Annotated in this window: 10 protein-coding genes; 3 read left to right on the forward strand and 7 right to left on the reverse strand. The window is 41.0% G+C overall.

From position 1 onward, the window contains the following. The 4 genes from trxB to uvrA are packed head-to-tail and all read right to left on the reverse strand — an operon-like array spanning position 1 to position 6136. Positions 1-915, reverse strand: a complete 915-nt coding sequence (gene trxB, locus G413_RS0106690; protein ID WP_022790145.1) for a thioredoxin-disulfide reductase — start codon at positions 913-915, stop codon at positions 1-3. Next, on the reverse strand, positions 891-2348 hold the full coding sequence (gene lgt / locus G413_RS0106695) for a prolipoprotein diacylglyceryl transferase (RefSeq protein ID WP_022790146.1): 1458 nt from the start codon (positions 2346-2348) through the stop codon (positions 891-893). The genes trxB and lgt overlap by 25 nt, the downstream gene beginning before the upstream one ends. Then, entirely contained in the window at positions 2332-3309 is a 978-nt protein-coding gene (hprK, locus tag G413_RS0106700) for an HPr(Ser) kinase/phosphatase (RefSeq protein WP_022790147.1), read from the reverse strand. The genes lgt and hprK overlap by 17 nt, the downstream gene beginning before the upstream one ends. Before the next feature lie 4 nt (positions 3310-3313). Continuing rightward, complete coding sequence (uvrA, locus tag G413_RS0106705; protein WP_022790148.1) at positions 3314-6136, reverse strand: excinuclease ABC subunit UvrA; 2823 nt, start codon at positions 6134-6136, stop codon at positions 3314-3316. A 213-nt stretch (positions 6137-6349) separates the two neighbouring features. On the opposite strand from uvrA, the gene G413_RS0106710 reads away from it, so the two are divergent. After that, positions 6350-6601 (forward strand): hypothetical protein, encoded by a 252-nt coding sequence (locus tag G413_RS0106710; RefSeq protein WP_022790149.1) that lies wholly within the window; start codon positions 6350-6352, stop codon positions 6599-6601. 73 nt (positions 6602-6674) lie between these two features. Next, entirely contained in the window at positions 6675-7178 is a 504-nt protein-coding gene (locus G413_RS11175) for an RpnC/YadD family protein (RefSeq protein ID WP_147285016.1), read from the forward strand. Positions 7179-7226: 48 nt separating this feature from the next. Here G413_RS11175 and G413_RS0106720 read toward each other — a convergent pair whose 3' ends face one another. Next, entirely contained in the window at positions 7227-9638 is a 2412-nt protein-coding gene (locus G413_RS0106720; RefSeq protein WP_022790151.1) for a glycyl radical protein, read from the reverse strand. Positions 9639-9770: 132 nt separating this feature from the next. Here G413_RS0106720 and G413_RS0106725 point away from each other — a divergent pair, with 132 nt between their 5' ends. Beyond that, complete coding sequence (locus G413_RS0106725; RefSeq protein WP_022790152.1) at positions 9771-10667, forward strand: glycyl-radical enzyme activating protein; 897 nt, start codon at positions 9771-9773, stop codon at positions 10665-10667. Here the strand turns inward: G413_RS0106725 and G413_RS0106730 are convergent. Further along, positions 10664-11410 carry a DeoR/GlpR family DNA-binding transcription regulator gene (locus G413_RS0106730; protein WP_022790153.1) on the reverse strand — a complete coding sequence of 249 codons (747 nt, stop codon included), beginning with the start codon at positions 11408-11410 and terminating at the stop codon, positions 10664-10666. The two genes, G413_RS0106725 and G413_RS0106730, sit on opposite strands and share 4 nt — an antisense overlap. Before the next feature lie 48 nt (positions 11411-11458). Continuing rightward, on the reverse strand, positions 11459-12823 hold the full coding sequence (locus G413_RS0106735) for an MATE family efflux transporter (protein WP_022790154.1): 1365 nt from the start codon (positions 12821-12823) through the stop codon (positions 11459-11461). Positions 12824-12846: the final 23 nt, after the last annotated feature.

Consider the following 12846-nt stretch of genomic DNA (forward strand, 5'->3'; position numbering starts at 1 on the left):
TTAAATTCCCGTAATCTCGTGAAAAGCATGCTGGGCAGCGATGGCACCATCGTTGGTAGCCGTCACAACCTGACGAAGTTCTTTTTGGATGACATCGCCGGCCGCATATAAACCTTTGATCGATGTTTCCATGTGTTCATTGACTTTGACATAGCCTCTTTCATCTAAAACGCCCAAACCTTCCAAACAAGAAGTGATCGGATCTTGTCCGATATAAGGGAAGATTCCCTGGCAGGCAACTGTCTGTTTTTCTTTGGTATCTACATTTTCCAAAACAATACCGGAAACTTTACCATTTTCACTCAAGATTTCCTTGGGAATATGTTTTACGATGACCTTGATTTTTTCATTGTTTTGAATCTGATCCTGAATTCTCTTTTCTGCCCGGAATACATCTCTTCGAATCACAATCGTTACTGAATTGGCAAACTGTGTTAAATACAAACTTTCTTCCAAAGCGGAATTACCGCCACCGATCACAACTACATCTTTTCCTCTGAAAAAGGCTCCATCACATACCGCACAGAAAGATACACCACGTCCGATGTTGTCCTGTTCGCCCGGTATGTTCAATAATCGTTCTTTCGTTCCCGTCGCAACGATCACGGCCTTTCCTTCTACAACCGTACCATCACTTAAATACACTTTTTTGTCAGCATCTACTTTTTCGACATCGCCATAGGCATATTCAGCTCCAAAGGATGTCGATTGTTCAAACATCTGTGTTGCCAGATCGACACCTGAAAGTTCCTTTACTCCTGGATAGTTAGAAATCAAATGCGTTTTGATCAGCTTTCCTCCCGGAGCACCGTTATCTAATAATAATGTCTTTAAACCGGCACGAGATCCATATACACTGGCCGCCATTCCGGCTGGCCCGGCTCCTATGATTACCAAATCGTATTGTCGCTCCATGCTCGTTCCTCCTTACATAATTGAATTAATTCTCGAAGATCTGTGATCTGTTTACAAGGATGCGCCTGTTTTTGTTGTTCCAACTGTCTATCATCGTTACTAAACCCTACCGAATAAGCTGCCATATTTTTGGCACACACGATATCTGTCACATTATCTCCGACATATATTACATCATCATGTCCCACTTTTAACAAGTTACATGCTTCTAAGAGTCCGGATGGACTTGGTTTGGGTTCTGGAAGCTGCTCTTTTCCTAAAACCACATCAAAATACGGTTCTAAATGAATGGCCTTTAATCCCATTTTCACAATACCGATTCGCTTATTGGACACAACAGCCATTTGATAGCCCTGTTCATGTAATGTCGATACCGTTTCAAAGGCATTGGGCATCGGTTTCAATAAAGTATCGTGTAATTTGATATTGATTTTCTGATACAAGGCGATCACATCATCCAGTTCTTCTTTTTTAAAGTATTTTAAAAAGGTTTCTTCCAAGGTAGGCCCGAAGAAAGAATACAGTTCCTCTTGTGACAGCTGATGTTCCGATTTACGGATTCGAAATACCTCTTTAAACGTTTCAAAGACCAGATGTTGAGAATCCTGTAAGGTTCCATCCAGATCAAAAAGGATCACCGGCTTATGATTCCAGTGAAAGGCTTTATGTAAAAGACCACTTAAACCGAATATGCCAAACAACACAATGGCCAAAGAAACAAGCTGTGAGACTCGAAAAGCACCAATCATCAAAGAATCAGTACGCAAGCCTTCGACTAAAAAGCGAAGAACTCCATACCAGATACAGTACATAAAGGCACAATCGCCTCGTCTTTTATAAAATCGTTTACGAAAGATAAAATAAATAAACAAAAAGCCTAAAATATTCCCGGCACTTTCATACAGAAAGGTCGGTTCACGATATGCCCCTTGAATATACATCTGATCTTTTATAAAAGATGGAAATAACGCATAGTAGCTTTCCGGTACGACCTTTCCAAAAGCTTCCTGGTTCATAAAATTGCCCCAACGTCCGAAAGCCTGCGCCACCATAACACCAGGCATGATACAGTCTGCCATTCGCAAAGCACTGATCCTCTGTCGCTTAAAGTAGTAGATGCTGTAAAGAACCCCTACGATCAAACCTCCATAGATGGCGAGCCCACCATTCCAGATCGCAATGATCTGATCAGGATGCGCACTGTAGAAATCCCACTCAAAGATTACATAGTACAAACGTGCGCCGATAATGGATAAAGCCATCATTGGAATTACATAATCTTCTAAAATCGTTTTACTGTAACCCCATTTCTTCATGGTTTTTTGCGCCAGAAAGTAGGCGGCCAGTACACCGGTCAAAATCAAAACGGCATACCATGTGACATGAAGCCCTCCTATAGAAAGAATGATCTTTGTATCAGGAAAGAGCTGCATTGTCTTCATCCTCTTCTTTATTGGCTGCGATCTTTTTTAAGACCATTTCTTCAAATTCTTTGGCCGAATCAAATCCGTCCTGCAACAACAAGTAATTCGTAACCGCCGTTTCAATGATCGTTGACATCGGACGTCCGCCACTGACCGGGATGCGCATCTTTAAGATCTTTACCCCCATAATTTCCGAGTATTCTTTTTCTTCGATTCCCACGCGGTCATACTCTTCATTTCCATCAAAAGAAACCAGTTCGATCTGAAAATCGATATTAGTCTGATGGGCAAAAGCACCAACACCATACATACGCCCTACATTGATGATGCCAACACCGCGAAGCTCCATAAATCCTTCCAACATCTTCGGGGTACGCCCTACCAATACATTATGAATTCGATAACAGTCGATGCGATCATCGGCAATCAACTGATGTCCCTTTTTGATTAATTCCAGGGCAATCTCACTTTTTCCCATGCCGGAAGGTCCGGTGATCATGACACCAATTCCATAAATACGCATCAATTCGCCATGAATGATGATCGAATGTGCCAACTTTTCATCCAGATAGTTAGTGACATTGACAATCGTATGGGCTGTCTCTACCGCCGTTTTAAAAATCGGAAAATTCTTACGAATCGCAATTTCCGCCAAGATAGCCGGACATTCATGCCCATGGGCAATTACGATGGCCGGTGTATCTTCACCCGTCAAAAATTCAAAGCTTCTTCGCTGTGAGACTTCATCCATCTCCTGCTCAATATATAAGATTTCTTTATCTCCTAAAATCGTCAGTCTTTTGGTTACTGTATTGGGAAAATAACCGGCCAACTCCAACCCCGGTCGATTGGTTTCTGCGGTGACCAACTTTCGCTGCAGGCTTTCTTCATCGCCCGTTACTCTTTCCCAATTAAATTTAGCCGCCAGATCTTTGACGCTGATCGTTGGCTGTGTTTCCTGCTGTGCCATGTTCTCACTTCCTTTCCAACAATGGTTTCAAATATTGTCCAGTATAGCTCTTTTCACAGGCAGCTACCTGTTCCGGTGTTCCGGTGACTAAGATCGTTCCACCATCCTGACCGCCTTCCGGTCCGATATCGATGATCTGATCCGCACATTTGATCACATCCAGGTTGTGCTCGATCACAACCACAGTATCACCATGATCGACCAATCGCTGTAAAACTTCAATCAGTTTTCGTACATCATCACTGTGCAAGCCGGTCGTTGGCTCATCTAAGACAAACAAAGTCTTTCCAGTTGCCTTTTTCTGCAGTTCACTGGCCAGCTTGACACGCTGTGCTTCCCCACCGGATAAGGTCGTCGCACTCTGTCCCAGCTTGATATACGACAAACCTACATCATATAAAGTCTGCAGCTTATGACGAATCTTGGATACATTAGAGAAAAAGTCCAGTGCTTCTTCGACCGTCATATCTAATACGTCCGCAATATTCTTTCCTTTATAGCGTACCTGCAATGTTTCTTCGTTATATCGTTTTCCATCGCATTGATCACAAGGTACATACACATCCGGCAAAAAATGCATGGAGATGCGAAGAATTCCATCCCCCTGACACGCTTCACAACGTCCTCCTTTAACATTAAACGAGAAACGTCCTTTATCATATCCTAACATTTTTGCTTCCTTAGTTTGGGCAAACAAATCACGAATATCATCAAAAACACCGGTATAAGTCGCCGGATTGCTTCGTGGTGTACGACCGATCGGATCTTGCCCGATCTCTACAATCTTATCAATATTTTCCAGTCCTTTGATTTCCTTGCACTGGCCCGGTTTAATACGAAGACGACCTAGTGCATTTTGTACACCATGGGTTAAAACTTCCGTCACCAGACTGGACTTTCCAGATCCGGAAACACCGGTCACAACGGTAAAAGTTCCCAGTTTAAAATCTACGGTTACATTTTTCAAATTGTTTTGACTGGCTTTGACAATACGCAACTTTTTCCCATTTCCTTTACGGCGCTTTGTCGGTACTTCAATACGTTTACGTCCACTTAAATACGCACCGGTGATAGAATCCGGATTTTCCATGATTTCCTGTGGAGTACCCGCCGCAACGATCCGTCCGCCATGAATACCCGCTCCTGGTCCGACATCGACAATATAATCACTGGCTTTCATCGTATCTTCATCGTGTTCTACCACAATTAGTGTATTGCCTAAATCACGCATATCTTTTAAGGCAGAAATCAAACGATCGTTATCTCTTTGATGCAGACCGATACTCGGTTCATCCAATACATACATCACACCGGTCAAACGAGAACCGATCTGTGTGGCCAAGCGAATACGCTGTGCTTCCCCTCCGGATAAGGTAGAAGCTAAACGATCCAAGGTTAAATAATTCAATCCGACATGATTTAAGAATTCTAAACGATTCTTAATTTCTTTAATGATCAGATGTGCAATATTTTCCTGCATGGGGGTCAGCTCTAAATGATTCATAAAGTCCAAGGCTTCCTTGATCGACATCTGTGTCCATTCATGAATGTTTTTTCCACCTACACGCACACTTAAAGCCTGTTCGTTTAAACGCGCACCATGACATACCGGACACGGTGCATCGGCGATAAAAGACCCATACCAGTCTCTGGACATTGCCGAAGTCGTTTCCATATACCGACGTTCAATCATCGGTATAACCCCTTCAATATATTCATTTTTCGTTTGATGGATACCACCGCGCGAATGAAGCTGATAGGCAATCGGTACATCCGATCCATATAATATATAGTTCAGTTTTTTCTTCGGAAGATCTTTGATTGGAACACTTGTATCGATTTGATAATAATCAATTAATGCCTGCATACGCTGCCATTCGAGATTTTCCGTATTGACGATATTTTTATAATAGCGAATACCTCCCTTATCAATGGATAAAGAAGGATCCGGAATCAACAATTGCAGATCCACCTTCTGTGTGATTCCCAAACCCTTACATTCCGGGCAGGCCCCAAAAGGCGCATTAAAGCTGAACAATTTAGGTTCCAGTTTCGGTACGCTGAAACCACAGATCTTACAAGCATAGTTACTGGAGAAAAGAATCTCTTCGTCCTTTGTCAGTAAAACGGCCAGGCCATCGCTCAACTTCAATGCGGTTTCCAGTGAATCATGAAAACGCGAACGATTATCCGATTTCACGATACGATCCACAACCACATCAATGTTGTGCTTTTTATTTTTTTCCAATGGTTCTACTTCTTCCAGATAAACGATCTGTCCATCCAAACGAATACGAACATAGCCTTCCTTGATCAACTTATCCAAAAGGTCCTTGTGTGTTCCTTTCTTTCCGGAAATCACCGGTGCCAAAATTGTACAGCGCGTTCCGTCTTCCAATTCCATAATGCGATCGATCATCTCTTTGATCGTACTGCCGGTAATCGGTTCATTGTGATGTGGACAATAGGGCACACCGATCCGCGCATACATCAAACGCAGATAATCATAAATTTCGGTTACCGTACCGACTGTACTGCGAGGATTGTTGGAAGTCGTTTTCTGATCGATCGCAATGGCCGGAGACAGACCATCGATCTGATCCACATCTGGTTTTTCACTATTCCCTAAAAACTGTCGGGCATACGCCGACAGAGATTCCATATATCGTCTTTGCCCTTCGGCATAAATCGTATCAAATGCCAAAGAGGTCTTCCCGCTTCCGGATACTCCAGTCATAATGACCAGCTTATCACGAGGGATTTCCAAATCTATATTTTTCAGGTTGTTTTCACGAGCACCTTTGATTGAAATTGTTTTATGTTCCATTTTTTATCACCTGCCTTGTTATTATACCATAGGAAAAACACTTCACCTACCGACAAGACCATATCTCTGAAGTATAAGACAATTTTTTTAAAAAACTTTTAAACGTTTTTTGATTTTTTATCGTATTAAATAGTAGTACTTATTTTTTCCGGAATAGAAATAGTGCTGGTTCAGGATTCATTTATAAAAAGAAAGGAAGGTGATATTTTGACAATGAATCCCTATGATCTCTGTTTAAAGGAAGTCTTTTCCAATAAACAGCATTTTGCCGATTTGTTTTCTTCCGTCTATTTTAAGAAGGATTTCCTCCTGGATCCCGACAAGCTTTCACTTTATGACAAGGAAACGCATCATGATCTTGGTTTTCGTAAGGAAAATGATTTATTGATGTTTTATGATGACAAGTTCTTTCTCCATCTTGAATTTCAAAGAAAGAAGGATCCTATATGCCTGTTCGCATCTTAAACTACAAATATGCCGGTATCCATCAACAGATCAAGATCGATACCAAACTCCGGTATATTCCCTGACCCTTTACATGGGCGAATCAAAATGGGAACATCGCAAAACCTTGTATGAGTGCATACACAGAAGCGACTGGAATAAAGATGAAATCCCGGATTATGAGATGAAGATGTTTGATATCAACAGTGATCCTATCGATTTTATGTGTCTTTATTTACAGAAGTTCTTTCGTATCATACAATATGTATATCAAAAGAAATGGGAAAATTTATATACAGATTCCTTACTGGAGAACGTAGAAGAGGATATCTTCTATCATGCCAATGTATTTGTGAATTTAAATCAAGAGTTTATACAAAAGCATACAAAGGAGGGTGTTATCAGCATGTGTAAAGCTTTAGAAGAATATGCACAGGAATGTATTACAAAAGGTGAACAAAGAGGTTATTCGAAAGGTTTAACAAATAAAGCTTATGAAATTGCGCAAAATATGTTATCTGAGGGCCTACAACATGACCTCATTTCTCGCTTGACAGGACTTAGCGAAGAAGCTGTTCTAAAACTATCTCAACAGTAAATACAAAGAAAATCAGATGCTGAATAAATGATTCAACATCTGACTTTTTTATAATTGCTGTTCTGTTCGAGCGATGATATCATCCTGTGTCGCTTTACTTAATACATTAAAGAATGCGGAGTATCCGGCAACACGAACAATAAGATCCTGATGTTTTTCCGGATGAATCTGGGCATCCAATAATGTCTCCTTATCTACGACATTGTATTGTACATGATAGCCATGCAGACGATTAAAGAAAGTTCGCAGCATCATTTCCAACTTCTGCTTGTTTTCTTCCGTCGATAACATAGCCGGTGTTACCTTTTGATTCAATAAAGAACCTCCGGTGATTTCAATGGTCGGAAGCTTAGATACACTTTTGAATACCGCTGTTGGTCCATGCGTATCCATCGCATGCGCTGGACTGGAGCCTTCCGCCAATGGCTCTCTGGCCTTTCTGCCATCCGGTGTAGCCATGGTACCAAATCCTTGCCCCACATTTGCAGAAATTGAAGAAGTACCCGCATAACGAATACCGCCAATCGGACCTCTGTGATAACGAGTATTTGGATATTTCTTCATTTCATCGATATAAGAAGCATAAGCCTGTACGATCAATTGATCCGCATAATCCTCATCATTACCGTATTTTGGAGCTTCTTTAATCAACATTTTCTGAATTCTTTGATTTTCCGGACTGATGAAATCATCTAAAATCGCATCCCACAACTCTTTTTGGGTAATCTTCTTTTCTTCAAAAACCAGCTTTTTAATGGCTGCCAAGCTATCTGCCATATTGGCAATTCCCACCTGCAATCCGGAAATGAAATCGTAGATCGCGCCACCTTCCTTTATGGTCTTTCCTCGGGCAATACAATCATCGACCAGTGTAGAGCATAAGATATCCGGAACTTCTTTTTCCGAAGCCTGATCGATCGTGTTTTCTACGATCACGCTCATTCGCGTTAATTCCCTTACGGTTTTATCCCAGGCATCCATCAATTCATCAAAGCTTTTCATATCCGTAAATTGACCATAACCTTTTGTGAACCGCTTTTGGCTGGTCAGATCGATCCCATTATTCATGGCCATCAAAAGAATTCTTGGAAAATTCATATAGCTCATACCTGTGCAACGATAGCCCCATTTCCCTGGAACTGCCGTTTCTACACAGCCGATGGCACTGTAATTATATGCATCTTCTTCCTTTACCCCTTTATCGATGAAAGAAGGGATGATGATCTCATCGTTATTGAAAGCCGGCATGCCAAAGCCCAGCTTCATCACTTCAATACATTCGTCAAAGAATTTTGGATCGATATGGGCATGGTAGCGAACCGTTAAATTCGGTTGTGTCAAGCGAGTCTGTGCTACCGAACGAAGCACCAGATAAGACATCTCATTGACCGCATCTTTTTTATCTGTTGTTTGTCCACCAATCGTTACATTTTGATACATCGGTGAACCGGCACTGGAAAATGTATGAGCCTGCGAACGTACTTTATTGATCGTCAAAGCTTTGATCCAAAGATTGCTTAAAAGTTCTAAGACTTGATCATCATCGATCAATCCTTGTTCTTTATCTTTTTGATAATACGGCTGCATATACTGATCAAAGCGTCCAAAAGATACAGAATGTCCATTGGATTCAATCTGCAAAACAACCTGAATCAACCAAATTGCCTGAATGGCCTCATAAAAACTTTCCGCCGGCTCATAAGGAACCTTAGAACAGATTCTTGCGATTTCCAACAACTCTTGTCGCCTTTCTTCATTTGCGGTTTTAGCCTGTTCTCTGGCAAGATCAGCATAGCGTTTGGCAAACGATTTCACGGCATCGATCACGATCAGGACCGCATCATAAAAATGATATTTACTGATGGATGCAGGATCACAAAGATCTAATGCTTCTTTTGCCTCCAAAGTACGCTTTTCATATCCCTTCAAACCTTCTTTTAATAATCGTTCATAATAAACCGCTAAATGTGCATCACCTGCATTCAGCTTTCCTTCCATACCAAAGAAACCTGTTTCCATATAAACATCTACTTCTTTAGGAAGCATCGCCATCCCTTTAGCTCGCAAATTATTATTCTCCCAAAAAGGCGCAATTGAACGAAGCTCTTCTTTAGTTTGTTCTGTAATATAGAACACATCACCATCTCTTTTTTCAAAGGTATCCAGCTCATTGATCACAAATTCCAATGTATATTCCGGAAAGACGGGTGCATCACGATTTGATTCTGCCTGATTTCCTGCCAACAAGCTCTCCTCTTCGATATAAATATCCATCTTTTCCAAAATATTCTTTAACATCAACGCACGTTTTAAGACAACCGGCTTTTCCAGATTTGCCTTATATGCTTCTGTACATAATAAAGCTCTTTGTGATCGAACATACGGTTTCTTATCTAAAACACTCTGACGATATTTCTGCATACGAGGTGTCAAAGAACCAAAACGTTGTGTATCCTCCATAAGAATGCCCTCCTTATTTTACCTGTAGTCTATCAATCCTTTTCTTTCTTGTCAATTCATTTGTAATATTTTTTAGTTTCATTTGAAACTTTTTATGTTTACAAACTGACTTTCTACTGATACACTATAGCCATGACAAAAGGACTTATTTTCAACATACAAAAATTTTCGATTCATGATGGACCCGGTATTCGAACTACGATTTTTTTAAAAGGCTGCCCTTTGCGCTGTAAGTGGTGTGCCAATCCTGAAAGCCAAAGCGCCAATGTTCAAATCTTATGGGATCAAAAGAAATGTGTACAATGTCTTCAGTGTGTAAAAAGTTGTATGCATCAGGCAATTTCATGTAGAGAGGAAGAAATTCATATCGATGAAGAGCTTTGCCAAGGCTGTCTGAACTGCGTTTCAACGTGTCTTCAAAGTGCACTGTCTAATGAAGGAGAAACAAAGGAAATTGAAGAAATCGTGCGCATTGCCTTACAAGATAAAGACTTTTATGAAGAGTCCGGCGGTGGTATCACGATATCCGGCGGGGAAGGGATGTCACAACCAGACTTCTTAAAAGAACTGGTCAAAGAATTAAAAAACCACAATTTACATCTGGCGATTGAAACAACCGGTTATATTCCAAAAGAAACCTTTCATGAGCTGGCGCCACTCTTTGATCTGCTCTTATTTGATGTCAAACACTATGATACCAACCGCCATTTTGAAGGTACCGGCGTTCACAATGAACAAATTATCAACAACTTAAAATGGGCCTTTCATCAAGGTCTGGAAATCCTTCCCCGTATTCCGGTTATCCCCAGCTTTAACAATTCCATCCAAGATGCCGCCGGTTTAGCTTCTTTGTTGACGGAAATCGGGTTAAAAAAAGTACAACTTCTTCCATTTCATCAATTTGGAGAACGAAAATATGAAATGATGCATAAAGAATATGCCTATAAAAATGTCAAGGCACTGCAGAAAGAAGATTTAACGGAATATCAAAATGAATTCATAAAAAAAGGCTTAGATTGTTTTTTCTAAGCCTTTATAATTTCTACTTTTTGTTCCAATAAATATTGTTCCTGTTCCAAAGGAATATCCGGATTGGTAATCAACATATGAATTCGATTGGTGGCGATCAAAGATACATTGCCTTTCTGATAAAACTTGGAGGAATCTGTCACCACTATGACTTTTTCCACTTGTTTAGCCATATCTTGTACCGCAACACTTCGCATATAATCATTTCCAGTAAATCCGGTACGAATACTAAAACCATCTGTGCCGATAAACAATTTATCCGCAAAATAAGCCTGCGCACATTGCGCCGTCATCGGTCCTACCATGACCTGCGATTCCTTTTGATAGTTTCCACCCAGAAGAACGATTTGAACATTTTCGATCTTGCGCACATAGTCGGCAATAAAAGCCGAGTTGGTTACGATCGTTACATCCTTTTTTGTCTGTGCGATTTCCACTGCCAACAAAGCACAACAGGATCCACTTTCAATAAAGATCGTTTCCCCATCTTCAACCAGTTGTGCGGCTCTTTTTACGATCTGCATCTTCTGTTCAAAATGAAAGGCAAGCCTTTTATTAATATCATCACTGTTATTAAGCGTGGCATATCCATGTTCACGAACCAACATCCCACTTTGTTCCAGGGCAATCAGATCTTTTCGAATCGTTACCTGTGAAACATTTAAAAGCGTGGAAAGGCGCGAGACTTCCATTTTATGATATCGACTTAATAACTCTAATATTTTCGCATGTCTTTCGTTCATACGATAAGAATACCATTATCTTCTTTTAAAAACAACGAAGAGTCTTTTCTAGGAAGCCTTTAGGCGATGCATCCACTTTTTACGAAGGAGTCGAAATAAAAAGAGAATGCCACGAACATTAAGCTCCAGCGCCATCGCAAACCAGACGCCCGGTAAGCCATAATGACCGGCTAAACCGGCTGCCAAAGGAATACGAACCAGCCACATACTGATAAGATTCATCAAAGAGGAAGACAGTGTATCCCCAGCTCCCTGCAAAACACCAGCCACGACAACGCTGGCTCCATACATCGGTTCGGCAAAAGCTTCTATACGAAGGATCTGTACCCCTAAAGCGATGATCTGCGCATCAGGAGTTAATAAATGCATCATCAAAGGTGAACCAAAATACATAAACAAGCCAGAACAAGTCATCAAGCCAACGCCTAATGCCGTAGTCAACGTGCCCAAGCGAAAGGTCAAATCTTGTCTTTTGGCACCAATACTTTGTCCAATCAATGTAACGGCAGCACTTTGTACTCCATACCCCGGCATGTAACATAAACTTTCAGCCGTGATCCCAAAACTGTTGGCCGCAATCGCAATCGTCCCAAGAGGTGATACGATACGGGTAAATGCCACATAAGCGCTGCTTGTCACAAAGCGATCCAATCCTACCGGAAGACCAATCTGCATGGCTCTTTGAATCGTATGTCGATCAAAGCACAGCTTTTCCCCTTTATGAAGCTTTAAAATATCACTTTTATAAAACAAAAATCCACACAACAATAACGACACGACCAACTGAGAACAGCCCGTACCGATACTGGCACCCATGACGCCCAGATTCAAATAAAAGATAAAAAATAAGTTAAAGAAAACATCCAACAGACACATCAGGATATTCAATAAACTGGGCACTTTCATATTTCCGGATGCCTGCAGCATCCCTGTGGCGATGTAGTTCAGCTGTTGAAAGGGCAAAAAAAGGGCAAACACAAAAAAATAGTAATATGCATTTTGAACAATTTCCGGTGTTCCTTTTAACCATATTGGTAACGAAGAAGAAATCAGACATCCAATCAAGCTTAAAACCAGGGCAAAAGCCAAACCGATCACAAAGCCCTGCTTCATGATATTTCGTGCCTTACTAAATTGTTTGGCTCCAATGGCATGAGCCACCTGAACACTAAAACCGGTAATACCGGAAAAACAAATTCCGCCAAACATCCATGTTGTACTGGATACTAACCCAATACTGGCAGAGGCATTGGCACCCAGGCTTCCCACCATACTGGCATCAATATACTGCATCACGGTACTGGAAATCTGGGAAAGGATGGCCGGCAATGCCAGTAAAAATATCATCTTGATCTGATCAGATGTGTGTAACGTTTCTCCATTTCGAAGCTTGGATAAATACTGATTCTGCATACCTTTCTCCTTTCTTTTGATAC

This window comes from Faecalicoccus pleomorphus DSM 20574, assembly GCF_000420345.1.
Taxonomy (GTDB): domain Bacteria; phylum Bacillota_I; class Bacilli_A; order Erysipelotrichales; family Erysipelotrichaceae; genus Faecalicoccus; species Faecalicoccus pleomorphus.

Bases quoted from the DNA above. Each gene is read 5' to 3' on its own strand.
- lgt (WP_022790146.1), bottom strand. From the start codon at position 2,348: ATGCAGCTCTTTCCTGATACAAAGATCATTCTTTCTATAGGAGGGCTT.
- G413_RS0106730 (WP_022790153.1), bottom strand. From the start codon at position 11,410: ATGAACGAAAGACATGCGAAAATATTAGAGTTATTAAGTCGATATCAT.
- hprK (WP_022790147.1), bottom strand. From the start codon at position 3,309: ATGGCACAGCAGGAAACACAGCCAACGATCAGCGTCAAAGATCTGGCG.
- G413_RS11175 (WP_147285016.1), top strand. From the start codon at position 6,675: ATGGGCGAATCAAAATGGGAACATCGCAAAACCTTGTATGAGTGCATA.
- G413_RS0106725 (WP_022790152.1), top strand. From the start codon at position 9,771: ATGACAAAAGGACTTATTTTCAACATACAAAAATTTTCGATTCATGAT.
- trxB (WP_022790145.1), bottom strand. From the start codon at position 915: ATGGAGCGACAATACGATTTGGTAATCATAGGAGCCGGGCCAGCCGGA.
- uvrA (WP_022790148.1), bottom strand. From the start codon at position 6,136: ATGGAACATAAAACAATTTCAATCAAAGGTGCTCGTGAAAACAACCTG.
- G413_RS0106710 (WP_022790149.1), top strand. From the start codon at position 6,350: ATGAATCCCTATGATCTCTGTTTAAAGGAAGTCTTTTCCAATAAACAG.
- G413_RS0106735 (WP_022790154.1), bottom strand. From the start codon at position 12,823: ATGCAGAATCAGTATTTATCCAAGCTTCGAAATGGAGAAACGTTACAC.
- G413_RS0106720 (WP_022790151.1), bottom strand. From the start codon at position 9,638: ATGGAGGATACACAACGTTTTGGTTCTTTGACACCTCGTATGCAGAAA.